The organism is Streptomyces sp. NBC_01463, assembly GCA_036227345.1.
In the GTDB taxonomy this organism is placed as follows: Bacteria; Actinomycetota; Actinomycetes; order Streptomycetales; family Streptomycetaceae; genus Streptomyces.
In genome coordinates, this window is the sequence record CP109468.1 from 6,537,074 (window position 1) to 6,561,796 (window position 24,723).

Consider the following 24,723-nt stretch of genomic DNA (forward strand, 5'->3'; position numbering starts at 1 on the left):
CCCGGGGCGGCAGTTGCGAGGAGGAGGCCGGTCCGGGGACCGCCGGCGGCCGGTCTCAGCCGCCGTACTCCGCCGTCGCGTCGATCAGCCTGGCCGAGGCTGGCGGCACGGTCACGCCGTGGATCAGCGCGGGCGGCACAGGGGTGGGAGCGGTCTTCGCGGGTACCACCCAGTGCGGAGCCATCCGTGCGCAGTCCCCGCGCAGCTCGGCCAGCGTGGTCTCGGACTCGCGCGTAGCGATGTGGTTCGACATATCCGCACCGTAAGCACCCCCGACCTCAGGAGGAAAGCCCTACTATCGGGTAGTTTTCCCCCCTTCGCCTGACTGCAGGAACCGGTAGCGTTAACTGTCACGCCGACCCGGGAACACGGACACCGTTCCCTCGACCTCCGCAGGAGCAGTCTCCCCGTGCGTATCGCAGTCACCGGCTCCATCGCCACCGACCACCTCATGACCTTCCCCGGCCGATTCGCCGACCAACTGGTCGCCGATCAGCTGCACACGGTCTCGCTCTCCTTCCTGGTCGACAACCTGGACGTCCGCCGGGGAGGTGTCGCCGCCAACATCTGCTTCGGCATGGGGCTGCTCGGCACCGCCCCCATCCTGGTCGGCGCCGCGGGCTCCGACTTCGACGAGTACCGCGCCTGGCTCGACCGCCACGGCGTCGACACGGGTTCGGTGCGGATCTCCGAGGTCCTGCACACCGCCCGCTTCGTCTGCACGACGGACGCCGACCACAACCAGATCGGCTCCTTCTACACGGGCGCCATGAGCGAGGCCCGGCTGATCGAGCTGAAGGCCGTCGCCGACCGGGTGGGCGGCCTCGACCTCGTGTCGATCGGCGCCGACGACCCGGAGGGCATGCTCCGCCACACCGAGGAGTGCCGCACCCGCGGTATCCCGTTCGCCGCGGACTTCTCGCAGCAGATCGCCCGGATGGACGGCGACGAGATCCGGATCCTCCTCGACGGCGCCACGTACCTCTTCTCCAACGAGTACGAGAAGGGGCTCATCGAGTCCAAGACCGGCTGGACCGACGCGGAGATCCTCTCCAGGGTCGGCCACCGGGTCACCACCCTCGGCGCCCAGGGCGTACGGATCGAGCGCGCCGGTGACGAGCCGATCGAGGTCGGCTGCGCGGAGGAGGAGACCAAGGCCGACCCGACCGGCGTCGGCGACGCCTTCCGCGCCGGATTCCTCTCCGGACTCGCCTGGGGCGTCGGCCTCGAGCGGGCCGCGCAGGTCGGCTGCATGCTCGCCACCCTGGTCATCGAGACGGTCGGCACGCAGGAGTACACCCTGCACCGCACCCGCTTCATGGACCGCTTCACCAAGGCGTACGGCCACGAGGCCGCGGCCGAGGTGCGCACGCACCTCGCGTAGTCAGGACAGCCGGCGGACCACATAGGCCGAGCCCCGGTCCGCCGGCTCCTCACCCACGTACTCCTGCTCCCGCATCGCGCACCAGGCCGGAATGTCCAGGCGCGCCGCCTCGTCGTCGGACAGGACGGTCACCGTGCCGCCCACCGGTACCTCTCCGATCACCTTTGCGAGCTCGATCACCGGAATCGGGCAGCGCCGCCCGAGCGCGTCCACCACCAGGGAGGGCGCCGAGGCGGCGGAGGGGGCGGCCGCCGCGGGGGCGCCCAGCTTCTCCCGTACCGCTGCCACCACCGGGGGCAGCGCCGCCAGGAAGCGGTCGACGTCCTCGTCGGTGGTGCCCGTGGGCAGTGACACCCGGACGTTGCCCTCCGAGAGCACGCCCATCGCCTTGAGCACATGGCTCGGCGTCAGCGTGCTGCTCGTGCAGGACGAGCCGGACGAAACGGAGAAACCGGCCCGGTCCAGCTCATGGAGCAGGGTCTCTCCGTCGACATAGAGACAGGAGAAGGTGACCAGATGCGGCAGCCGCCGCACCGGATCGCCGACCACCTCCACATCGGGCACCAGTCCGGGCACCCGGGTCCTGATCCGGTCCACCAGTGCCCGCAGCCGGGCCGACTCCGCGGTCGCCTCCGCCCGCACCGCCCGCAGGGACGCGGCCGCAGCCACGATCGCCGGGATGTTCTCGAAGCCGGCGGCCCGCCCCGACTCCCGCTCGTCGGCCGGACCTCGGACGGCGAACCGGACGCCCTTGCGCACCGCGAGCAGTCCGACCCCGGCCGGGCCGCCCCACTTGTGGGCGCTCGCCGCCAGCAGTGACCAGCCGTCCGGAACCGGCCCCCAGCCCAGCGACTGCGCGGCGTCCACCAGCAGCGGCACCCCCGCCGCCCGGCAGAGCCCGGCCACCTCGGCCACCGGCTGCTCGGTGCCGACCTCGTGGTTGGCGGACTGCAGACAGGCCAGCGCGGTGTCCTCGCGCAGGGCCGACGCGTACGCCTCCGTACCCACCGCACCCGCCCGGTCCACCGGCACCTCGGTGACCTGCCCGCCCCGGTCCTCGTGGGCGGCGGCCGAATGGAGCACCGACGAGTGTTCGACCGCCGACACCACCAGATGGCGGCCGACACGCCGACGCCCCGCGAGAGCTCCGGAAATTCCGGAGTGCACCGCGCGGGTGCCCGAAGAGGTGAAGGTGAGCTCGTCGGGACGGCATCCGACGGCCTCCGCGGCGGCCTCCCTGGCCGCGTCCAGCAGCAGCCGGGCCCGCCGTCCCTCGCGGTAGAGCCGGGCGGGGTCGGCCCAGCCCTCGTCCAGCGCGGCATGCAGCGCCTGGCGGGCGACGGGATGGAGCGGGGCGGCGGACGCAGTGTCGAAGTAGGGCACCCGGCCACGCTAGCCCGGCCCGGACCCCGGCCCCGGACCGGCTGCCCCGACAGTCGGGAGAGGGGGCGTCAGATGGCGGCCGGAGCCCCGGATTCCACCCCTTCGGGGAGTCGGGCGGCGCGTTGGGCACCCTCCCCGCGCGACCCCAAATAGCGTCCAGTAGGGTTTGGTCCGCATAAACATCCAAACCCCTGCCCGCGTCAGGGGCGGCGACCGACAAACGAGACGGGCGCGCCGACCGTGCGGGCGAGACTCTCGGGAAGGCGCTACGTGAGTCCCAACGGCTCCGACCGCTCGTCGCGGCGCCCGATGCGGCGGAAGCTGCCGCAGGTGCTGACTGCGGGACTGATCCTGGCGACCGCAACCGGTTGCACATACAAGGACTTCCCCCGCCTTGGTATGCCTACGCCGGTAACGGAAGAGGCCCCACGGATCCTTTCCCTCTGGCAGGGCTCGTGGGCGGCAGCGCTCGCCACGGGCGTGCTGGTCTGGGGCCTGATCCTGTGGAGCGTCATCTTCCACCGGCGCAGCCGCACCAAGGTGGAGGTACCTCCGCAGACCCGGTACAACATGCCCATCGAGGCGCTGTACACCGTGGTCCCTCTGATCATCGTCTCGGTGCTGTTCTACTTCACCGCCCGCGACGAGACGAAGCTCCTCGAGCTCTCCCCGAAGCCCGCCCACACCGTCAACGTGGTCGGCTACCAGTGGAGCTGGGGCTTCAACTACATCGAGAACGTGGACGGCTCCGCCGCCACGGGCAACGAGGTCCCCAAGGAGCTCGACGCCATCCCGGACCGGTTCCGCAAGGACTTCCCGAAGGGTGCGGACGGCGTCTACGACGTCGGCGTCCCGGGAGACCGGAACCCGCAGAACGGCAACCCCGGCCCCACCCTGTGGCTGCCCAAGGGGGAGAAGGTCCGCTTCATCCTGACTTCGCGTGATGTCATCCACTCCTTCTGGGTGGTGCCGTTCCTCATGAAGCAGGACGTCATCCCGGGCCACACCAACTCCTTCGAGGTGACTCCCAACCAGGAGGGCACCTTCATGGGCAAGTGCGCCGAACTGTGCGGCGTCGACCACTCCCGGATGCTCTTCAACGTCAAGGTCGTCTCCCCGGAGCGCTACCAGGCGCACCTGAAGGAGCTGGCGAAGAAGGGCCAGACGGGCTACGTGCCGGCCGGTATCGAGCAGACTGACCCGGCCAGGAATGCGGAGACGAACAAACTGTGAGCATCCTCAACGAACCTCAGGGTGCCGCGGCAGCAGACGACTCGTACGAGGACGAGCTGCCGGTCCGGCGCAAGCAGCCGGGAAACGTCGTCATCAAGTGGATGACCACCACTGACCACAAGACGATCGGCACGATGTACCTGGTCACATCGTTCGCGTTCTTCTGCATCGGCGGACTGATGGCGCTCTTCATGCGCGCCGAGCTGGCCCGTCCCGGCACGCAGATCATGTCGAACGAGCAGTTCAACCAGGCGTTCACGATGCACGGCACGATCATGCTGCTGATGTTCGCGACGCCGCTGTTCGCCGGATTCGCGAACTGGATCATGCCGCTGCAGATCGGTGCGCCCGATGTGGCGTTCCCGCGGCTGAACATGTTCGCGTACTGGCTGTACCTCTTCGGCTCGATCCTCGCCGTGGCCGGCTTCCTCACCCCGCAGGGTGCGGCCGACTTCGGCTGGTTCGCCTACTCCCCGCTGTCGGACGCCGTCCGCTCGCCGGGTGTCGGTGCCGACATGTGGATCATGGGTCTGGCCTTCTCCGGCTTCGGCACGATCCTCGGCTCGGTCAACTTCATCACCACGATCATCTGCATGCGCGCCCCCGGCATGACGATGTTCCGCATGCCGATCTTCGTCTGGAACGTCCTGCTGACCGGTGTGCTGGTCCTGCTGGCCTTCCCGGTGCTGGCGGCGGCGCTCTTCGCGCTGGAGGCGGACCGTAAATTCGGTGCGCATGTATTCGACGCGGCCAACGGCGGGGCATTGCTCTGGCAACACCTCTTCTGGTTCTTCGGACATCCAGAGGTGTACATCATCGCCTTGCCCTTCTTCGGGATCATTTCGGAAGTGATCCCGGTGTTCAGCCGCAAGCCGATGTTCGGATACATCGGCCTGGTGGCCGCGACGATCTCCATCGCCGGTCTCTCCGTGACCGTGTGGGCGCACCACATGTACGTCACCGGAGGCGTGCTCCTGCCGTTCTTCTCCTTCATGACGTTCCTCATCGCGGTGCCCACCGGGGTGAAGTTCTTCAACTGGATCGGCACGATGTGGAAGGGCTCGCTGTCCTTCGAGACACCGATGCTCTGGGCCGTCGGCTTCCTGATCACCTTCACCTTCGGTGGTCTGACCGGCGTCATCCTGGCCTCGCCGCCGATGGACTTCCACGTCTCGGACTCGTACTTCGTGGTCGCGCACTTCCACTACGTCGTCTTCGGCACCGTGGTGTTCGCGATGTTCTCCGGATTCCACTTCTGGTGGCCGAAGTTCACCGGCAAGATGCTCGACGAGCGGCTCGGGAAGATCACCTTCTGGACGCTGTTCATCGGCTTCCACGGCACGTTCCTGGTGCAGCACTGGCTGGGCGCCGAGGGTATGCCGCGTCGTTACGCGGACTACCTGGCCGCCGACGGCTTCACCGCGCTGAACACGATCTCGACGATCTCCTCGTTCCTGCTCGGCCTGTCGATCCTGCCGTTCTTCTACAACGTGTGGAAGACCGCCAAGTACGGCAAGAAGGTCGAGGTCGACGACCCGTGGGGCTACGGCCGTTCGCTGGAGTGGGCGACGTCCTGCCCGCCGCCGCGGCACAACTTCCTCACGCTGCCGCGGATCCGTTCCGAATCCCCGGCGTTCGACCTGCACCACCCGGAGATCACGGCGCTCGAGCAGCTCGATCACCTCTCCGAGGGTGACAAGGCCCTCGCCGGTGGCAAGGAGGCGGGCAAGTGAAGGTCCAGGGCAAGATGTTCCTCGGTCTGGCGCTGTTCATCCTCGTCATGGCCATCACCTACGGCGTGTGGTCCAAGGAGCCGGTCGGCACCACCGCGCTCGTCCTGGCCTTCGGCCTGAGCGTCATGATCGGCTTCTACCTGGCCTTCACGGCCAGGCGGGTCGACGCACTGGCGCAGGACAACAAGGAAGCCGATGTTGCGGACGAGGCCGGCGACGTGGGGTTCTTCTCCCCGCACAGCTGGCAGCCGCTCTCGCTGGCGGTCGGCGGCGCACTCGCCTTCATGGGAGTCGTCTTCGGCTGGTGGCTGCTCTACTTCTCGGCCCCGGTCATCCTGATCGGTCTGTTCGGCTGGGTCTTCGAGTACTACCGCGGTGAGAACCGCACCCAGTGACACCGCTCCACCCGTGACACCGCTCCACCTGACGGGGGGCCCGCACTTCCACGAGAAGTGCGGGCCCCCCGTTTGCAGTCACCCGGCGCGCTGAAACGGATGAATCTTCTTAGCGTGGGTTCATGAACCACACGCCGCGTATCCGTCCCGTAGTGAGCTGCACTCTGCTGGCCGCGACCCTGGTGGCAGGGGCGGCCGCCTGCGGGGAGTCCGGCAGCCATCCGCTCTCGGCACAGCCGTACGACGCGGCGGACGAGATCTCCTCCAACGCCTCCGACGGCGCCGAGAAGGTCGACCCGGACAAGCCGCTCGAAGTCAGCGTCGACAGCGACGACGGCCGGATCACCGATGTGACGGCCGTGGACACCGAAGGACGCCATCTGGCGGGCGAGCTCGACGCCGACGGCCACCGCTGGCGCTCCACCGCCCCGCTGGCCGCGGGGACCCGGTACACCGTCAAGGTCAGCATGGAGGACGACGACGGGGCTCCAGGCAGCCGTACGCTCTCCTTCTCGACCGCGGCGGCCAAGAAGTTCCTGAAGGTCACCTTCGGCCCGCAGGCGGGCACCTACGGCGTCGGACAGCCCGTCACGGCGCAACTCAGCGCCCCGGTCACCGACAAGGCCTCCCGCGCCACCGTCGAGCGCGCCCTGAGGGTGCGCTCCACGCCCGCCGTCACCGGTTCCTGGTACTGGGTCGACGACAAGACGCTGCACTACCGGCCCAAGGACTACTGGCCGGCGAAGGCCAGCATCGAGGTCAGCAGCAACCTGACCGGCATCAAGGTCACCAACGCGCTCTACGGAGCCCCCGCGAAAGCGTTGAAGATCACTACCGGCGACCGCATCGAGGCCATCACCGACGCCTCGGAGCACTCCATGACGGTGCTGCGCAACGGCGAAGTGATCAACACCATCCCGGTGACCACCGGCAAGCCCGGCTTCTCCACCCGCAACGGCGTCAAGGTCGTGCTGGGCAAGGAGTACTACGTACGTATGCGCGGGGAGTCCATCGGCATCGCGGAGGGCTCGGAGGACTCGTACGACCTGCCGGTCTACTACGCGACACGGGTCACCTGGAGCGGCGAGTACGTGCACGCGGCCCCGTGGTCCACCGGATCACAGGGATCCGCGAACGTCAGCCACGGCTGCACCGGGATGAGCACCAGCGAGGCCGAGTGGTTCTTCAACACCGTGCGCGAGGGCGACATCGTGAAGGTCGTCGGCAGCGAGGGCGAGACCATGACGCCGTTCGACAACGGCTACGGCGACTGGAACCTGTCCTGGGCCAAGTGGCAGAAGGGCAGCGCGCTCAACAACGACGCCACGCCGGACCGTGTCGACACGGTCCGGGCGGCGCGGCTGCGCCCCCAGGTCTGACGGCCGGGGGTGCGCCGCGCCTCGGAACGGCGGGCGGGAGGGGCCTCAGGCCCCCACGGAGAGCCTGCTGCGCAGCAGGGCGGCCAGGGCGTCCGCGAACTCGACCGGTTCGACCGGAAGGGTCACCGCGGCGTCCGCGCGGCTCCAGGTGGCCAGCCAGGCGTCCTGGGGGCGCCCGATCAGCAGCAGCACGGGCGGGCAGCGGAAGATCTCGTCCTTGATCTGCCGGCAGACCCCCATGCCGCCCGCCGGGGCCGTCTCGCCGTCCAACACGCAGACGTCGACGCCTCCGTGCTCCAGCGCGTCCAGGACGGCGGGCAGGGTCGCGCACTCCAGGAACTCCACCTGCGGCACGTCTGCGGCAGGCCTGCGCCCGGCTGCCAGCCTCACCTGCTCACGGGTGTGTGCGTTGTCGCTGTAGACCAGGACCGTGGCGGTCGGCTGCATGGTTCCTCCGTGACATCCGTGTCTTCGGGGCTGTCGGGGCCCCCGGTGCGTGAGGGCTGCCCGATGCGCGGATCGTACTCCGCCCGATGGGCTGTCAGCATCGCCCGGGACAGCGGATCCATGGGCCGTTCGGGGAGGACACACCCCTCTGACACACCGAACGGCACCCCCCGGAGTGAGGGCGGGATAAGCGACCGACATAATGTCGGTCGTGGCGACAGCAACGACAGTAGAAACCGGGCACGCGCACCCGTCGGTCAATCGGCCGAACCTCACCAGCGTCGGAACCATCATCTGGTTGAGTTCCGAGCTGATGTTCTTCGCGGCCCTCTTCGCGATGTACTTCACCCTGCGATCGGTGACCGGAGCGGATCACTGGAAGGAAATGGCGTCAGCCCTGAACTTCCCGTTCTCGGCGACGAACACCACGATCCTGGTGCTCTCCTCACTCACCTGCCAGCTCGGCGTCTTCGCCGCGGAGCGGGGCGATGTGAAGAAGCTCCGTGCCTGGTTCGTGATCACCTTCGTGATGGGTTCGATCTTCATCGGAGGCCAGGTCTTCGAGTACACCGAGCTGGTGAAGAAGGACGGCCTCTCGCTGTCCTCGGACCCGTACGGCTCGGTGTTCTACCTGACCACCGGCTTCCACGGTCTGCACGTGACAGGCGGCCTCATCGCCTTCCTGCTCGTTCTGGGCAGGACATACGCAGCCAAGAGGTTCACCCATGAGCAGGCGACCGCAGCCATCGTCGTGTCCTATTACTGGCACTTCGTCGATGTCGTGTGGATCGGCCTGTTCGCCACGATCTACATGATCAAGTAACCGGGCCAGAGCCCGAACCACATCATCGACGCAGAAGATCCTGACACCGGGGTAATCCGTGAAAAAGCTCTCCGCACGACGACGCCATCCGTTGGCGGCGGTCGTCGTACTACTCCTCGCGCTTGCGGCTACTGGGGGGCTGTACGCCGCGTTTGCGCCCGCGAGTAAGGCGCAGGCCGACGAAACCGCCCAGTCCCTCGCCATCGACGAGGGCAAGAAGCTGTACTCCGTCGGTTGCGCCAGCTGCCACGGAACCGGCGGTCAGGGCACCACCGACGGGCCCCAGCTTGTCGGCGTGGGCTCCGCCGCCGTGGACTTCCAGGTCGGTACGGGCCGTATGCCGGCACAGCAGCCGGGCGCCCAGGTACCGAAGAAGAAGGTCATCTACACCCAGGCCGAGATCGACCAGCTCGCGGCGTACGTCGCGTCGCTCGGCGCCGGCCCGATCGTCCCCACCAAGAGCCAGGTCAGCCCTGACGGTGCGGACATCGCCAAGGGTGGCGACCTGTTCCGCACCAACTGCGCGCAGTGCCACAACTTCACCGGCGAGGGCGGTGCCCTGACGAAGGGCAAGTACGCCCCCAGCCTCGAAGGCGTGGACCCGAAGCACATCTACGAGGCCATGCAGACCGGCCCGCAGAGCATGCCGTCCTTCCCCGACTCGACGATGCCCAATCAGCAGAAGAAGGACATCATCGCGTACATCCAGACCGTGAACGGTGCCGAGTCGGAGAGCCCCGGCGGGCTCTCGCTCGGCGGCCTCGGTCCGGTCAGCGAGGGTCTCTTCGGCTGGATCTTCGGGCTCGGCGCACTGATCGCAGTTGCCATCTGGGTCGCGGCCCACACCGCTAAGGCCAAGAAGTCATGAGTAGCCAAGAGATTCCAGAAGAGAACCTGCCCGCAGAGCAGGATTCCGCGCACGGCGCGGTAGAGGGTACGGACGACCCGTTCGCCGACCCGGGGCTGCCGGCCCACAAGCCGCGCATCCAGGACATCGACGAACGGGCCGCCAACCGGTCCGAGCGCGCGGTCGCGTTCATGTTCACGCTGTCCATGCTGGCGACGGTCGGCTTCATCGCCTCCTACGTCATCTTCCCGGTCGACAAGATCGTCTACATCTTCCCGTTCGGTCATGTGAGCGCGCTCAACTTCTCCCTGGGGCTGACCCTGGGCGTGGCGCTCTTCGCGATCGGCGCGGGCGCCGTCCACTGGGCGCGCACCCTGATGTCGGACGTGGAGGTCGCCGACGAGCGGCACGCGATCTCGGCCGAGCCCGAGGTCAAGGCGAAGGTTCTCGCCGACTTCGCGGCAGGCGCCGAGGAGTCCGCGTTCGGCCGGCGCAAGCTGATCCGCAACACCATGTTCGGCGCGCTGGCCCTGGTGCCGCTCGCCGGTGTGGTGCTGCTGCGCGACCTCGGTCCGCTGCCGGAGAAGAAGCTCCGCTCGACCCTGTGGGCCAAGGGCAAGCAGCTCATCAACATGAACACCAATGAGCCGCTGCGCCCCGAGGACGTCGTCGTCGGTTCGCTGACCTTCGCCATGCCGGAGGGCCTGGAGGAGGACGCGCACGACTTCCAGACGCAGATCGCCAAGGCCGCGCTGATGATCATCCGCATCGAGCCGGACAACATCAAGGACAAGCGCGAGCGCGAGTGGGCCCACGAGGGAATCGTGGCCTTCTCCAAGATCTGCACCCACGTCGGCTGCCCGATCAGCCTGTACGAGCAGCAGACGCACCACGTGCTCTGCCCGTGCCACCAGTCCACCTTCGACCTCTCCGACGGCGCCCGCGTCATCTTCGGTCCGGCCGGTCACGCTCTCCCGCAGCTGCGGATCGGCGTGAACAGCGAGGGCAACCTCGAGGCGCTCGGTGACTTCGAAGAGCCCGTCGGTCCTGCATTCTGGGAGCGCGGATGAGTACTGCGACCGATACGAAGCGCAAGGCGCCCGCCGGTGAGAAGGTTGCCGACTGGGCGGACGGCCGGCTCGGGATCTACTCCCTGGCCAAGGCCAACATGCGCAAGATCTTCCCGGACCACTGGTCCTTCATGCTCGGTGAGATCTGCCTCTACAGCTTCATCATCATCATCCTCACGGGTGTGTATCTGACGCTGTTCTTCCACCCGAGCATGAACGAGGTCGTGTACCACGGCCCGTACGAGCCCATGCAGGGCATCCGGATGTCCGAGGCCTACGCCTCGACCCTGAACATCAGCTTCGACGTCCGCGGTGGTCTGCTCGTCCGGCAGATCCACCACTGGGCCGCGCTGATCTTCCTGGCCGGCATGTTCGTGCACATGATGCGCGTCTTCTTCACGGGCGCGTTCCGCAAGCCGCGCGAGATCAACTGGATGTTCGGCTTCCTGCTGTTCGTCCTCGGGATGTTCACCGGCTTCACCGGCTACTCGCTCCCGGACGACCTGCTCTCGGGTACCGGTGTCCGGTTCACCCAGGGCGCGATCCTGGCCACGCCGATCGTCGGCACGTACATCTCGATGTTCCTGTTCGGCGGAGAGTTCCCCGGCGGCGACTTCGTCGCCCGGTTCTACTCGATCCACATCCTGCTGCTGCCGGGCATCATGCTCGGGCTGCTGGTGGGCCACCTGATCCTGGTCTTCTACCACAAGCACACGCAGTTCGCGGGTCCCGGCCGGACCAACAAGAACGTCGTGGGCATGCCGCTGCTGCCGGTGTACATGGCGAAGGCCGGAGGCTTCTTCTTCCTGGTCTTCGGTGTCATCGCCGTCATCGCGGGCATCGCCTCGATCAACCCGATCTGGGCCATCGGCCCGTACCGCCCGGACCAGGTGTCCACCGGCGCCCAGCCCGACTGGTACATGGGCTTCGCCGAGGGTCTGATCCGAGTGATGCCCGGCTGGGAGATCAACCTCTGGGGTCACACGCTCGTCCTGGGCGTGTTCATCCCGCTGGTCCTCTTCGGTGTGATCCTGGGTGCGATCGCGATGTACCCGTTCATCGAGTCCTGGGTCACCGGCGACAAGCGCGAGCACCACATCCTGGACCGCCCGCGCAACGCCCCGACCCGGACGGCCTTCGGTGTCGCCTGGATCACGGTCTACTTCGTCGGCCTCGTCGGCGGTGGTAACGACCTCTGGGCGACGCACTTCCACCTGTCGCTGAACTCGATCTCCTGGTTCGTCCGGATCTTCTTCTTCGTGGGCCCGGTCCTCGCGTTCATCGTGACGAAGCGGATCTGCCTCGGCCTTCAGCGCCGCGACAAGGAGAAGGTGCTGCACGGACGCGAGTCCGGCCTCATCAAGCGCCTGCCGCACGGTGAGTTCGTCGAGGTCCACGAGCCGCTCTCGCCCGCGCAGCTGCACACGCTCACCGCGCACGAGCAGTACAAGCCGGTCGAGATCGGCCCGACGGTCGACGAGAACGGTGTCGAGCGCAAGGTCTCCCCGGTCGCCAGGGTGCGGGCCAAGCTCAGCAAGGGCTACTACGGCGAGAACAACCAGATCGCCAAGCCCACCGCCGAGGAGTACAAGGAGATCACCAGCGGCCACGGCCACCACTGATCACCTGAACTGATCGCCACAGCGGGAGCCCCGTCCATTCGATGGACGGGGCTCTTTGCTGCCCCTGGGGCTCGATAGGGTGGTCCCATCCCCTAATCGGCTGTGGACCCCCCAGGAGCGGACCATGAACGTTGTGACCCCGGTCGGCGGCGACAGCGTGGCGGCTCGTTCCTGGCCCGGCGTGCTGACCCCCCTGCTGCGCGGCGAGGACCTGACCGAGGACGACACCGCCTGGGCCATGGACCGCATCATGAGCGGCGAGGCCACCGACGTGCAGATCGCCGGATTCGCGGTGGCGCTGCGGGCCAAGGGCGAGACCGTCACGGAGGTCGCCGGCCTGGTCCGCGCGATGTACGAGCACGCCACCACCATCCATGTGCCCGGCCGTACCGTCGACATCGTGGGCACCGGCGGCGACATGGCCAAGACGGTCAACATCTCCACCATGTCGGCGATCGTCGTGGCGGGCACCGGGGCCAAGGTCGTCAAGCACGGCAACCGCGCCTCGTCGTCGGCCAGCGGCTCCTCCGACGTCCTGGGCAAGCTCGGCGTCAACCTGGAACTGCCCCCGCAGCGGGTCGTGGAGGTGGCCGAGGAAGCGGGCATCACCTTCTGCTTCGCGGTCAAGTTCCACCCCGCACTGCGGTACGCGGCGAAGGCCCGGGCGGAGCTCGGCGCGCCGACCACGTTCAACATCCTCGGCCCGCTCACCAACCCGGCCAAGGTGCGGTCGCAGGCGATCGGCGTCGCCGACCTGCGGATGGCGCCCATCGTCGCGGGCGTCCTCGCCGAGCGCGGCAACTCCGCCCTGGTCTTCCGCGGCGACGACGGCCTGGACGAGCTGACCACCACCGCGACCTCCCGGGTCTGGATCGCCCGGGACGGCGTGGTGCGCGAGGAGGCGTTCGACCCGCGCGACGTCGGTCTCGAGCTGGTGCCGGTGGACGCGCTGCGCGGCGCCGACGCCTCGTACAACGCCGATGTGGCCCGCCGGCTGCTCGCCGGTGAGACGGGGCCCGTACGGGACGCCGTCCTGCTCAACTCGGCGGCGGCCCTGGTCGCGCTGGACCCGGGGGAGGGCACGCTGGCCGAGCAGATCGCCGGCGGGATCGTGAAGGCCGCCGAGTCCATCGACTCGGGCGCGGCGGGCCGGGTGCTGGAGCGCTGGGTCGTGGCCAGCAACGCCTGAGGGCACGGAGTGTGAGGCAGGGCGCAGTCCAGATCATGGACTGCGCCTTGCGCGTTTGCGTACGTATGGCAAGATGCTGCGCAGGTCATGAGTGACAGCGACTACGGCCCCGGCCCGCTGTCCGGCAACCCTCCGTCCGTGGCGGGGTGCCCCGGGTGAAGACCAGGCCGTAGGCAGCGAGGTCTGCGGCAAGCGCGGACCCCTCGACATCGTGAGATGTCCACCCGTGGGGTCCTGGTCCTCAGGGAGCCTCTTGTGAGCAAGCGAATGCGATAGGGCTTTTCGGCCCTCCTCCGCACACCCTTCTTTCTTCCCTCCGTGCTGCCGCGTCGTCGCAGGCACGCGGATTTCGCCTGCCTGTTACGGGAGTTCGTCATGTCTGTCTTCACCGCTGCCGCCGACCAGTCCATTTGTTCCCCGCTGCCCGTTCTGGGCAAGGATGTGACGGTCCCGCTGGTCACCGGCGGTGAGGTCACCTACGCCGCACTCGACTACGCCGCCAGCGCCCCGGCCCTGCAGCGGGTGTGGGACGACGTCGCCGCCTACGCCCCGTACTACGGCAGCGTCCACCGCGGCGCCGGCTACCTCTCGCAGCTCTCCACGGACCTCTTCGAGTCCAGCCGCGTCACCGTCGCCGAGTTCCTCGGCTGCCGCCCCGACGACCAGGTGATCTTCACCCGGTCGACCACAGACTCGCTCAACCTGCTGGCCGCGGCCGTGCCGGCCGACTGCCAGGTCTTCGTGTACGAGACCGAGCACCACGCCTCGCTGCTGCCCTGGCGCGACGCCCGGGTGACCTACCTGAACGCCCCGCGCACCCCGGCCCAGGCCGTCGCCACGCTGGAGCGGGCGCTCGCCGACCGTGACCCGTACGGCCCCGCGCTGGTGTGCGTCACCGGCGCCTCCAACGTCACCGGTGAGCTGTGGCCGGTCAAGGAGCTCGCCGCCGCCGCGCACGCCCACGGCGCGCGGATCGTCCTCGACGCCGCGCAGCTCGCCCCGCACCACCCCGTCGACATCGCCGAGCTGGACGTCGACTGGGTCGCCTTCTCCGGCCACAAGCTGTACGCGCCGTTCGGCTCCGGCGTCCTCGCCGGCCGCTCCGACTGGCTGCGCAGCGCCGAGCCCTACCTGGCCGGCGGCGGCGCCTCCCGCAAGGTCGCGCGGCGCACCGACGGCGGAGTGGACGTCGAGTGGCACACCACCGCCGCCCGCCACGAGGCCGGCTCTCCCAACGTCATCGGCGTCTACTCCATCGCCTCCGCCTGCAAGGCGCTCACCGAGGCCGGATTCGACAGCCTGGTCGCCCGCGAGCAGCACCTCGTCAGCGCGGTCCGCGCCGGACTCGCCGAGGTCCCCGAGGTCAAGGTGCTCTCACTGTTCGGCGACGACGCCCCGCGGGTCGGCGTCATCTCCTTCGTGGTGGAGGGCTGGAACAGCTCCCACTTCGCCGCGGCACTCTCCGCCGAGTACGGCATCGGGGTGCGCGACGGACTCTTCTGCGCCCACCCGCTGGTGCGCACCCTGCTCGGCAGCGACCCGCAGGACGTCGGCGAGTGCGGCGCGCCGGAGGCCGAGCCGGGCGAGCGGTCCCTCAACGCGATCCGCGTCAGCTTCGGCGCCGGTACCCCGGAGGAGCACATCGAGCGCTTCCTGCGCGCCGTCCGCGAGCTGGTCAGCGAGGGCGCCCAGTGGAAGTACCGCACCGAGGACGGCCGTTGCGTCCCGGACCGCGGCACCGCGCAGGTCTGAGGCGGACAGCACTTCGGCCGGGCACGGACAGCTGTCCGTGCCCGGCCGAAGTGCTGCCCTGCTAGCCGTCCAGGCCGATGGCGAACGCGGCTTCCAGGTCGTGCTGGGAGTACGTACGGAACGCGACGTGTGTGTCGGTCCCCTCGACACCGGGGATCTTGCTGATCCGGCCGGGGATGACGTCGGCGAGATCGTCGTGCTTGGAGACCCGGACCATGGCGATCAGGTCGTAGGTACCGGTGACCGAGAAGACCTCGCTGACGCTGTCCAGCGCGGCGATGGCCTCGGCGATCTCGGGAATCCGGTCCACGCTGGTTTTGATGAGCACGATCGCGGTGATCACGGCTGGCTTTCTCCCTCGGTGGCCGTGGCTGGGGACTTCACTCTAGAGCCTTGCGCCGGGAGCGTGCCGGGCTCGCGGGGTCCGGCACGCGCATCTGCGGCGTTGTCGTCAGTCGCCACTGCTCCGCAGTGCCTCCTGCGCCTTGCAGCTGCACGCACCGGACCCCGCTCCCTTATCCGGCCTGCTCCCGGCGCAAGGCTCCGGCCTCACGCCTGTAGCGCCCCCACGCATAGAGAAACCCGGTGGCGAAGCCGACCACGTGGGCGAGGTAGGCCACGCCCGGCCCGCTGCCCGCGCCCTCGGCCGCCAGCCACTGCAGGACGAACCAGAAGACCAGCACGATCCAGGCGGGGAAGCGCAGCGGCAGGAACAGCAGGAACGGGAACAGGCTGGTGACCCGGGCCCGGGGGAAGAGGTAGAGGAAGGCGCCCAGCACCGCCGAGATCGCCCCCGACGCGCCGACGAGGGTCTGGTCGGACGTGGCGTGCGCGGCCGCGTAGGCGAGCAGGGCGAGATAGCCGCAGCCGAGGTAGAAGAAGGCGAACTCGGTGTGGCCCATCCGTTCCTCGGCCATCGCCCCGAACACGTACAGGAACAGCATGTTGCCGAGCAGATGCAGCCAGCTGCCGTGCACGAACAGGGCGGTGAGCGGGGTGAGCACGGCGTGCCCCGACCCGTCCCACAGCTCGCTCGGGATCACGCCCCAGCGTTCGAAGTACCCGGCCTGCGCGGCGAGCAGGGCGTCCGCGCTGCCGTAGACCGGGTTGAACCCGGACAGCGGGCTGATCACGAAGACCACGCAGCACAGGGCGATGAGGGCGTACGTCACCGGCGGCCCGCCCGAGGTGGCCGCCCGCAGGATTCTGCCGGCCGCAGCCCGCCGATCGATCATGAACAGAGCATGACGCAAGCGGAGGGAACGGGACAGAGCGCCTCGCCGTGCCGGTGGGATGCGCCGAGGCCGTAGGGTTGCAGCAGGACATCCGCAGTTCGACGGCGCACCGCGAGATCCTTGTCCGGCGGCTCACGGCTCGAGATAAGAGGACACAACGATGACGACGGTTCCCCAGCCGACCGACGGGACCCGCTGGCGCTGCACGCTCTGCGGAAACCTGACGCGGTTCGACGTGACGCGCTCGTCCAAGGTCGTCGAGTACGTGCACCTCGACCTGGCCGGTGAGTCCAGTGTCGAAGAACGCGAGGTCGTCAGTGAGACCATCGAGTCGGTGCGGTGTCGTTGGTGCAACGCGGTGGACCAGATCGAACTAGTCGACAGGCCGGGTGCCGACTCCTGACGGGGCCGTGCGGACATAAAACGAGGTGACGGATGGTGGAGCAGCCCGCTGGCGGCGCCGCGTCGGCCGATGCGGCCGACGATGCCGTGGAGGCGCTCGACCGCCCGCTGCCCGAAGGCGTGCGGCGGCGGGTCGTCGCGCTGGTCTCGGACGCGTTCGGCGGGCTCACGGTCTCCGAACTCCCGGCTCAGCTCAGACAGTACGCCCGCTTCACCCCGACCCGGCGGGCGAAGTTCGCCGGCAACGCGATGGCGGCCGCGCTGGAGGGCGACGCGCCCTTCCGCCGGCGCATCGGTGAACGGCTGACGGAGTCCCAGCCGGAACTGGCCGCCGCGCTCGTGGCGGGCTCCCCGCCCGCCGCCGCCGACCCCGTCGACGTGGCCGCCGCGGCCTATGTGCTGCGCCCCGCGGGCTGGGTCAAGCTGGTCGCCGCCGCGGGCGAGGAGGCCGAACGGGTCCACGCCGAGCGCGCCGACGAGGAGAGCCGGCTCGAACTGGAGCGGCTGCGCGAGGAACTCGCCCAGGCGCGCGCCCAGACCAAGAGCGACACCGAACGGCTCCGCGGTGAGCTGGAGGCGGCCCGCAAGGAGGCCGATTCGCTCCAGCGCAAACTGCGCAGCGCGGCCAACGAGGTGAAGCGCGGCGAGGCGGCGCTGCGCCGCGGCAAGGCCGAGAGCGACGCCGTGCGGGCCGAGGCGGCCGCCCAGGTGTCCGCGGCGGAGAGCGAGACGCGGCGGCTGCGGGCGAGGCTCGGTGAGGCGGAGGCGTCCGTCGAGGCGGGCCGCAGGGCCGCCAGGGAGGGGCGCTCGGTCGAGGACATGCGGCTGCGGCTGCTGCTCGACACGGTCATCGAGGCGGCCGGCGGACTGCGGCGCGAACTGGCGCTGCCGCCCTCGTCGATGCGGCCCGCGGACAGCGTGGACGCGGTCGAGCCGGGGCGGATGTCGCCCAAGGACATTGCCGCGAGGGCTCTTTCGGAGACGGACCCGGCACTGCTCGACCAACTGCTCGCGCTGCCGCAGGCCCATCTGATCGTGGACGGCTACAACGTGACCAAGACCGGCTATCCGCAGATGCCGCTGGAGAAGCAGCGGCTGCGGCTGCTGGGCGGCCTCTCGGTGCTCGCGGCCCAGACGGGCGCCGAGATGACCTGTGTCTTCGACGGGGCCGAACTGGCGGCGCCGGTGCTGCTCGCACCGCCGCGCGGCGTGCGGGTGCTGTTCAGCAAGCCGGGTGTCACGGCCGACGAGGTCATCAGGCAACTGGCCCGTGCCGAACCGTCCGGAAGGCCCGTCGTGGTGGTCTCCACCGACCGCGAGGTGGCCGACGGAGTGGCGAAGGCGGGGGCCAGGCCCGTTGCGTCCGTCTTGCTCCTGAAGCGGCTTTCGCGCGTCTAGTCCGGCTTGTCATGACGTTCCGGACATCACGGAACGGACCGTCAAGTCACCGCTACACCCTGTGTGATGTGAGTAAAGAAGTACCTCGTGTGACGAGATTTTTCCCGCGAGGATTTGAACTGATCACAAGACGGTCACTAAGGTCGGGCCTCGAACCTTCGAACGGTTGATCACCCATCCGGGGTGGCAGCGAAGGAACCGCCGAGTCCGTGACGTGCACGGAGCCGGGGACTCACCTCCCCCACTTCCCGGTAGGCGGCTCGAGGAAGAAGGAGCTCGCCTTCGTGGCGTCCCACCGTCGTCCCAAGCAGCCGAGCCGCACCCGCGTGACCGTGCTCACCGCAACTGCCGCCGCAGCCGTGGCCCTGACCTCCCAGGCCGCCCACGCCGACCCCAAGCCGACCAAGAGCGAGGTCAAGGCGAAGGTCGACAAGCTCTACCACGAGGCGGAGGAGGCCACCGAGCAGTACAGCGGGGCCAAGGAGAAGCAGGAGAAGCTCGAGAAGCAGATCGACGCGCTGCAGGACAAGGTCGCCCGCGGTCAGCAGGATCTCAACTCGCTCCGCTCCGGCCTCGGTTCCCTCGCCGCCGCGCAGTACCGCTCCGGAGGCATCGACCCCTCCGTGCAGCTCTTCCTCGCGTCGGACCCGGACAGCTTCCTCGACCAGGCCTCCGCGCTCGACCAGTTGACCGCCAAGCAGGCCGAGTCGCTGTCGAAGATCCAGGAGAAGCAGCGGTCCCTCGCGCAGGAGCGCAAGGAGGCGCAGGACAAGCTGAGCGACCTCGCGGATGTCCGCAAGACGCTCGGCGAGAAGAAGAAGAAGCAGCAGGCCAAGCTCGCCGAGGCGCAGAAGGTGCTCAACACCCTCACCGCCGCCGAGCGCGCCAAGATGCGCCAGGACGACCTCCGCGCCAGCCGCGCCGCCGGTGACCGGGTCGACCTCGGCAACGAGGCCCCCGCGTCCGGTCTGGGCGGGGCCGCCCTCCAGGCCGCCAGCACCCGGGTCGGCATGCCGTACGTCTCCGGCGCCACGGGCCCCGGCTCCTTCGACTGCTCGGGTCTGACCCAGTGGGCCTACGCCCAGGCCGGTGCCCAGATCACCCGCACCACGTACACCCAGATCAACCAGGGCACCCAGATCGCCCGCAGCCAGCTCAAGCCGGGCGACCTGGTCTTCTTCAGCAACACCTCGCACGTGGCCCTCTACGCGGGCAACAACACCGTGCTGCACGCGCCCAAGCCGGGTGCCTCGGTGCGCTACGAGTCGATGAACACGGTCGGCAGCTACCAGACCGCGGTGCGCATCTGATCACGCCCGAACGGGCGAATTCCCGCGCCCCGTACTGACGCCCCGCCCCGCCGGAGACCACAGGTCACCGGCGGGGCGCCGTCGTTTGCGCCCCCTGTCCGCCCGGCGCGGTCTTTGTCCGCTCCGTGATCGCCCGACTACTGTCTGCCTGCTGAGCAGCTCCCGTGCGTCGGTCCGCCCGCCCCGGGTGGCAGGGGCTGCGCACGTCTGCGTACAGCGGAAGGGAGTACGGCGTCCTGTGGTGTCCCATCGCCGTTCCACACAGCCCGGCGTCAGCCGGAGCGTCCGGGTCACTGTCCTGTCGGCCGCCGCCGCGACCGCCGCCGCGGCGCTCGGGGCGGCCACCGCGAACGCCGAGCCGCACGACACCCGGCAGGCCGCCGGGGCCCGGGTCGACCGCCTCTACGCCGAGGCCGAGCGGGCGACCGAGCAGTACAACAAGGCCGGTGAGAACGTCGGCCGGCTGCGCGGCGAGGTGAGCCGGGCCCAGGACCGGGCCGCCCGGGGCCAGGAACGCATCAACGGGATGCGCGCGGAGCTGGGTTCGGCCGCCCGCGAGCAGTACCGGTCCGGCGGCATCGACCCCTCGCTCGCGCTGCTGCTCTCCTCCGACCCCGACGGCTACCTCGACGCGGCCGCCGCCCTGGGCCGGGCCGACGAACACCGCGCCACCACGCTGGACCGGATCCGCAAGGCGCAGCGGGTGCTCGCCCAGACCCGTGCGGAGGCCGCCCGCGCGCTCGCCGGCCTGGAGCGCAACCGCGAGGCCGTCACCCGCCACAAGCGCACCGTCGAGCGCAAGCTCGTCCAGGCCAGGCAGGTGCTGAAGTCGCTGCCCGGCGCCGACCGGGAAGCCCTCGAACGGGCCTCGCGCACCGGCCGCGACGACGGGAGCGCAGGACCCGTGGCAGGTCTGCCCGCCGGCTCGTCCCGGGCGGCCGCCGCCGTCATGGCCGTCCAGCAGGCGCTGGGCCGGCCCTACGTCTGGGGCGCGAACGGACCCTCGGGGTTCGACTGCTCCGGCCTGATGCAGTGGGCGTACGCCCGGGCCGGGGTGAGTCTGCCGCGGACCTCGCAGGCCCAGCGGTACGCCGGTCACATGGTGCCGCTCTCCGAGGCCCGCCCCGGGGACCTCGTCGCCTACCGCGCGGACGCCAGCCACATCGGCATGTACGTCGGAAACGGCCAGGTCATCCACGCCCCGTACCCGGGCGCCCCGGTCCGCTACGACCCCGTCGGCATGATGCCCGTCTCCTCGGTCACCCGGGTCTGACCGTACCCTCGTCATGTGGCTGATCAGGGGCGTACCGCGGGGCGGGCGCGCGGTGGACGACGGCGCGCGGCGGGCGCGGTGCTCGCCGTGCTGCTGTGCGCGGCCGCCTGCACCGCCCCGGCCGCCGACGAGGTCCCCGACCCCGCCGCGCGTGACATCCGCGCCACGCTGGACCGCCGCGCGGCCGCCGTGCTGCACCACGACCCGGCGGCCTACGCCGCCGTCGTCGATCCGGACGCCACGGCCCTGCGGACCGCCCAGCGCCGGGAGCTCGGCCACCTCGCGGACGTGCCGCTCGGCTCCTGGACGTACCGGCTGACCGGTCTCGCCGCGCACGGCGCCGACCGGGCCACCGCCGACGTCCGGCTCGGCTACCGGATCAAGGGGTACGACAGCGCGCCGGTCTCCGTCGACCGGGTCGTCGACCTGGAGCGGGACCGGGCCGACGGCCGCTGGTACATCACCGCCGACCGGGCCGCCGACGGCGGCGGACGACAGCTCTGGCAGCAGGGCGACATCGACGTCGTGCGCGGCACGCACAGCCTGGTGCTCGGCGTCGGCCGCTCCCGGGCGGAGCTGGACGGGATCGCGGCCACCGCGGACCGGGCGGTGCCCGACGTCTCCGGGGCCTGGCCGGACCACTGGGCCGGGCGCGTGGTGGTGCTGGTGCCGGACACCGTGGCGGACATGGCGGAGCTGCTCGGCTCGCCCGCCGCGAACTACCGGGGCATAGCGGCCGTCACCACCGGGGAGACGGGCGGTTCGGGCAAGGCCCCCGCCGACCGGGTGATCGTCAACCCGGAGGCGTACGCGATGCTCGGCGCCTTCGGACAGCGCGTCGTCCTCACCCACGAGACCACCCATGTGGCGACCCGCACCCGGACCTCCGCCGCCACCCCGGTCTGGCTCTCCGAGGGCTTCGCCGACTGGGCCGCCTACCGGACGCAGGGCCGCACCGCCGCCGAGGTCGCGCCCGAACTGGCCGACGCCGTCCGCGGCGGCGACGTACCCGCCGCCCTGCCCACGGACGAGGACTTCGGCTTCGCCGGCGACGCGGACCGCCTCGCGAGGGCCTACGAGGGCGGCTGGCTGGCCTGCGAGCTCATCGCGGGCCACTGGGGCCAGGACAAGCTGCTGGCCTTCTACCGGGCCGTGGGGGCGCACTCCGGGCGGGACGGGGCGGTCGAGCAGGCCCTGCACGAGGTCCTGGGCACGACCCCGCAGGACTTCACGGCGCGCTGGCGGGAGTATCTGCGGAGCCGGCTCGGCTGAACGGGGGCGCGACGGGCTCCGCGCCGGCCGCCGTGACCTCGTCGGACCGCGCACCGTCCCGGACCGGGCCGCGCACGGTGTCCCGCCACAGCCGCCCGCACGCGAGCAGTGTCGCCGCGACCAGCAGCCCGTTGCGCAGGAACATCAGGGTCACGCCCGTCGCGTCACTGGTCACCACGTGGACGAAGCCGAGCGGGAACTCCAGCTGCGTGACGCCCGTCGCGACCAGCACCAGGACGGCGGGCAGCGCCATCCGGCTCGCCCGGAAGACCAGGCAGACCGCGGCCAGGCCGACCAGCCACAGCATGTACTGGGGGCTGATCACCCGGCTCGTGGTGGTGAACAGCAGCACCGCGGTGAAGGCCGCGTCCGCCGGCGTACTCACCCCGAAGGTGCGCGCCCGCAGCCGCCACACCAGCAGCCAGCCGAACGCGACCACGCTCAGCCCGAGCGCGAGGGTGCTCACCAGCGGTACGTGCGGGCCCAGGAACTCCAGCGAGCCGTAGTGCAGCTCCACCCGGCCCTGCCAGCCGAACTGCCGCGCCACATGGAAGACCAGGGCCCCCAGCGACTCGACCTCGGTGCCCCGGTCCCGCTGGAAACCCAGGAACGCCAGCGCGCCGGGCGCCGCCGCGGCGCACAGCAGCAGCAGACCGGCCGCCACCCCGGCCGCCGTCGCCCACGCCAGCCGGGTCCGCCGCCCGCGCGCGGTACCGGCGAGCAGCAGCGCGGGCCACACCTTCAGCAGCGCGCCGAAGGCGGCCAGCGCCCCCATCACCCGCGGATGCCGGACCCCGGCCAGCAGCGCCGCCACGGCCACGGCCGTCACCATCACGTCGTACCGGGCGTACGCGGTCGTCCCCAGCAGCGGCACCCCCGCCACCCACACCCAGGCCCCGGCCGTCCTGCGGCCGGCGCCCCGGCCCGCGTGCAGCAGCAGGCCCAGCACCAGCGCGTCGCACAGGAACGCGAGGACGAAGAAGGCCGACGCGTAGTCCAGGAAGGGCAGCAGGGCGGGGGAGAGGATGGCGAGCGCCGCGACCGGCGGGTACTGCCAGGTGACGTCGGACTGCGGGTAGCTGCCCGACCTCAGCACGTCGTACCAGCCGTGGTAGATCACCGACACGTCGCTCGTCACGTCCGGGCCGGGCAGCGTGATCACCTTCACGACGCAGAGCAGGAGCACGGACCTGGTCAGCGCCCACACCGCGAAGGCACTCGTCCGTGTGCCGCTCGAACCCGTCATGACCCGCCCTTGCCCGTCCGCCAGTGGTACGACAGGCCATGATGCCCCGCCCGTCTGTGCGGGAGCCACAGAACCGGGTCCGGGACTCCGCGTGGCGTCGCGGGGAATCCCGCACCCGGCCGCCCGGTACTGTCGGCGGCGATGGACAAGACCTTGATCGTGACCAATGACTTCCCGCCCCGCCCCGGTGGCATCCAGGCGTTCCTGCACAACATGGCGCTCCGGCTGGACCCGGAACAGGTCGTCGTCTACGCCTCCACCTGGAAGCGCGGCGCCGAGGGCGCGGCGGCCACCGCGGCCTTCGACGCCGGGCAGCCCTTCACCGTGGTCCGCGACCGCACGACGATGCTGCTGCCGACCCCGCGGGTGACCCGGCGCGCGGCGCAGCTGCTGCGGACCCACGGCTGCTCCTCCGTCTGGTTCGGCGCCGCCGCCCCGCTCGGGCTGATGGCCCCTGCGCTGCGCCGGGCCGGTGCCCGCAGGCTGGTCGCCACCACCCACGGGCACGAGGCCGGCTGGGCCCAGCTGCCCGCCTCCCGGCAGCTGCTGCGGCGGATCGGCGAGGGCACCGACACGATCACCTACCTCGGCGAGTACACCCGCTCCCGGATCGCCGCCGCGCTCACCCCGGCGGCCGCGGCCCGCATGGTGCAGCTGCCGCCCGGCGTCGACGAGAAGACCTTCCACCCGGACTCCGGCGGCGACCGGGTCCGGGCCCGGCTCGGGCTCACCGACCGGCCCGTCGTCGTCTGCGTGTCCCGGCTGGTGCCCCGCAAGGGCCAGGACACCCTGATCCTCGCGATGCCGGCGATCCTGGCCGAGGTGCCCGACGCCGTCCTGCTGATCGTCGGCGGCGGACCGTACGCCGGCGAGCTGGAGAAGCTGGCGGCGGAGACCGGGGTGCTGGACTCGGTGCGGTTCACCGGCCCGGTGCCGTGGGAGGAACTGCCCGCGCACTACGGGGCCGGTGACGTCTTCGCGATGCCGTGCCGCACCCGGCGCGGCGGCCTCGACGTGGAGGGCCTGGGCATCGTCTACCTGGAGGCGTCCGCGACCGGACTGCCGGTGGTGGCGGGCGACTCGGGCGGCGCCCCGGACGCCGTGCTCGACGGCGAGACGGGATGGGTGGTGCGCGGCGGCTCGGCCGAGGAGTCGGCGGAGCGGATCGTCGCGCTGCTCGGCGACCCGGAGCTGCGGCAGCGGATGGGGGAGCGGGGCCGGGCCTGGGTCGAGGAGAAGTGGCGCTGGGACCTGCTCGCGGAGAGGCTCCGGGAACTGCTCTGAACGTACGGAGGGGCCCGCGCCACCCTCGGCGCGGGCCCCTCCGTGC

The 24,723-nt window shown here is 70.3% G+C and carries 23 protein-coding genes and 1 riboswitch; of the genes, 17 read left to right on the top strand and 6 right to left on the bottom strand.

Going from position 1 to position 24,723, the window contains the following annotated elements; genetic code table 11:
* Positions 1-55: 55 nt before the first annotated feature.
* Entirely contained in the window at positions 56-253 is a 198-nt protein-coding gene (locus OG521_28815) for a hypothetical protein (GenBank protein ID WUW24551.1), read from the bottom strand.
* A 156-nt stretch (positions 254-409) separates the two neighbouring features.
* On the opposite strand from OG521_28815, the gene OG521_28820 reads away from it, so the two are divergent.
* Positions 410-1,384 (top strand): carbohydrate kinase family protein, encoded by a 975-nt coding sequence (locus OG521_28820; protein WUW24552.1) that lies wholly within the window; start codon positions 410-412, stop codon positions 1,382-1,384.
* Here OG521_28820 and OG521_28825 read toward each other — a convergent pair whose 3' ends face one another.
* Entirely contained in the window at positions 1,385-2,767 is a 1,383-nt protein-coding gene (locus OG521_28825) for a cysteine desulfurase/sulfurtransferase TusA family protein (protein ID WUW24553.1), read from the bottom strand. It lies immediately after the preceding gene.
* A 270-nt stretch (positions 2,768-3,037) separates the two neighbouring features.
* Here OG521_28825 and coxB point away from each other — a divergent pair, with 270 nt between their 5' ends.
* The 4 genes from coxB to OG521_28845 all read left to right on the top strand — a co-directional run bounded on the left by coxB (position 3,038) and on the right by OG521_28845 (position 7,507).
* Positions 3,038-4,000, top strand: coding sequence for a cytochrome c oxidase subunit II (gene coxB / locus OG521_28830; protein ID WUW24554.1), 963 nt, complete (start codon positions 3,038-3,040; stop codon positions 3,998-4,000).
* Positions 3,997-5,733 carry a cytochrome c oxidase subunit I gene (gene ctaD / locus OG521_28835; protein WUW24555.1) on the top strand — a complete coding sequence of 579 codons (1,737 nt, stop codon included), beginning with the start codon at positions 3,997-3,999 and terminating at the stop codon, positions 5,731-5,733. The genes coxB and ctaD overlap by 4 nt, the downstream gene beginning before the upstream one ends.
* Positions 5,730-6,128, top strand: coding sequence for a cytochrome c oxidase subunit 4 (locus tag OG521_28840; protein WUW24556.1), 399 nt, complete (start codon positions 5,730-5,732; stop codon positions 6,126-6,128). Before ctaD ends, OG521_28840 begins: the two co-directional genes overlap by 4 nt.
* 122 nt (positions 6,129-6,250) lie before the next feature.
* Positions 6,251-7,507, top strand: a complete 1,257-nt coding sequence (locus OG521_28845) for an Ig-like domain-containing protein (protein ID WUW24557.1) — start codon at positions 6,251-6,253, stop codon at positions 7,505-7,507.
* Positions 7,508-7,552: 45 nt separating this feature from the next.
* On the opposite strand, the gene OG521_28850 is transcribed toward OG521_28845, so the two are convergent.
* Positions 7,553-7,954 carry a hypothetical protein gene (locus OG521_28850; GenBank protein ID WUW24558.1) on the bottom strand — a complete coding sequence of 134 codons (402 nt, stop codon included), beginning with the start codon at positions 7,952-7,954 and terminating at the stop codon, positions 7,553-7,555.
* 202 nt (positions 7,955-8,156) lie between these two features.
* On the opposite strand from OG521_28850, the gene OG521_28855 reads away from it, so the two are divergent.
* From OG521_28855 to OG521_28880, 6 genes are all read left to right on the top strand, one after another.
* Positions 8,157-8,777, top strand: a complete 621-nt coding sequence (locus OG521_28855) for a heme-copper oxidase subunit III (GenBank protein WUW24559.1) — start codon at positions 8,157-8,159, stop codon at positions 8,775-8,777.
* Positions 8,778-8,835: 58 nt separating this feature from the next.
* Positions 8,836-9,645 (top strand): c-type cytochrome, encoded by an 810-nt coding sequence (locus OG521_28860; protein WUW24560.1) that lies wholly within the window; start codon positions 8,836-8,838, stop codon positions 9,643-9,645.
* Positions 9,642-10,694 carry a Rieske (2Fe-2S) protein gene (locus OG521_28865; protein WUW24561.1) on the top strand — a complete coding sequence of 351 codons (1,053 nt, stop codon included), beginning with the start codon at positions 9,642-9,644 and terminating at the stop codon, positions 10,692-10,694. Before OG521_28860 ends, OG521_28865 begins: the two co-directional genes overlap by 4 nt.
* Positions 10,691-12,316, top strand: coding sequence for a ubiquinol-cytochrome c reductase cytochrome b subunit (locus OG521_28870; GenBank protein ID WUW24562.1), 1,626 nt, complete (start codon positions 10,691-10,693; stop codon positions 12,314-12,316). The genes OG521_28865 and OG521_28870 overlap by 4 nt, the downstream gene beginning before the upstream one ends.
* 124 nt (positions 12,317-12,440) lie before the next feature.
* On the top strand, positions 12,441-13,505 hold the full coding sequence (trpD, locus tag OG521_28875) for an anthranilate phosphoribosyltransferase (protein WUW24563.1): 1,065 nt from the start codon (positions 12,441-12,443) through the stop codon (positions 13,503-13,505).
* A gap of 83 nt (positions 13,506-13,588) precedes the next feature.
* Positions 13,589-13,706, top strand: a riboswitch (SAM riboswitch).
* Positions 13,707-13,880: 174 nt separating this feature from the next.
* Positions 13,881-15,257, top strand: a complete 1,377-nt coding sequence (locus OG521_28880) for an aminotransferase class V-fold PLP-dependent enzyme (GenBank protein WUW24564.1) — start codon at positions 13,881-13,883, stop codon at positions 15,255-15,257.
* A gap of 61 nt (positions 15,258-15,318) precedes the next feature.
* On the opposite strand, the gene OG521_28885 is transcribed toward OG521_28880, so the two are convergent.
* Both OG521_28885 and OG521_28890 read right to left on the bottom strand, forming a co-directional pair.
* A complete protein-coding gene (locus tag OG521_28885) occupies positions 15,319-15,600 on the bottom strand; it encodes an Lrp/AsnC ligand binding domain-containing protein (protein WUW24565.1) in 282 nt (93 codons plus the stop codon).
* Positions 15,601-15,772: 172 nt separating this feature from the next.
* Positions 15,773-16,492 (bottom strand): rhomboid family intramembrane serine protease, encoded by a 720-nt coding sequence (locus OG521_28890; GenBank protein WUW24566.1) that lies wholly within the window; start codon positions 16,490-16,492, stop codon positions 15,773-15,775.
* 160 nt (positions 16,493-16,652) lie between these two features.
* On the opposite strand from OG521_28890, the gene OG521_28895 reads away from it, so the two are divergent.
* From OG521_28895 to OG521_28915, 5 genes are all read left to right on the top strand, one after another.
* Positions 16,653-16,895, top strand: a complete 243-nt coding sequence (locus OG521_28895; GenBank protein WUW24567.1) for a hypothetical protein — start codon at positions 16,653-16,655, stop codon at positions 16,893-16,895.
* A gap of 32 nt (positions 16,896-16,927) precedes the next feature.
* Complete coding sequence (locus OG521_28900; GenBank protein ID WUW24568.1) at positions 16,928-18,292, top strand: NYN domain-containing protein; 1,365 nt, start codon at positions 16,928-16,930, stop codon at positions 18,290-18,292.
* Between the two features lie 284 nt (positions 18,293-18,576).
* Positions 18,577-19,602 carry an NlpC/P60 family protein gene (locus OG521_28905; protein WUW24569.1) on the top strand — a complete coding sequence of 342 codons (1,026 nt, stop codon included), beginning with the start codon at positions 18,577-18,579 and terminating at the stop codon, positions 19,600-19,602.
* A 238-nt stretch (positions 19,603-19,840) separates the two neighbouring features.
* On the top strand, positions 19,841-20,875 hold the full coding sequence (locus tag OG521_28910; GenBank protein ID WUW24570.1) for an NlpC/P60 family protein: 1,035 nt from the start codon (positions 19,841-19,843) through the stop codon (positions 20,873-20,875).
* Between the two features lie 15 nt (positions 20,876-20,890).
* The gene (locus OG521_28915) at positions 20,891-22,147 is read left to right on the top strand and encodes a hypothetical protein (GenBank protein ID WUW24571.1); all 1,257 of its coding nucleotides are present in this window, start codon (positions 20,891-20,893) and stop codon (positions 22,145-22,147) included.
* Here OG521_28915 and OG521_28920 read toward each other — a convergent pair.
* Positions 22,104-23,393 (bottom strand): DUF2029 domain-containing protein, encoded by a 1,290-nt coding sequence (locus tag OG521_28920; protein ID WUW24572.1) that lies wholly within the window; start codon positions 23,391-23,393, stop codon positions 22,104-22,106. The two genes, OG521_28915 and OG521_28920, sit on opposite strands and share 44 nt — an antisense overlap.
* A 141-nt stretch (positions 23,394-23,534) precedes the next feature.
* Between OG521_28920 and OG521_28925 the strand changes: the two genes are divergently transcribed.
* Complete coding sequence (locus OG521_28925; protein WUW24573.1) at positions 23,535-24,677, top strand: glycosyltransferase family 4 protein; 1,143 nt, start codon at positions 23,535-23,537, stop codon at positions 24,675-24,677.
* Positions 24,678-24,723: the final 46 nt, after the last annotated feature.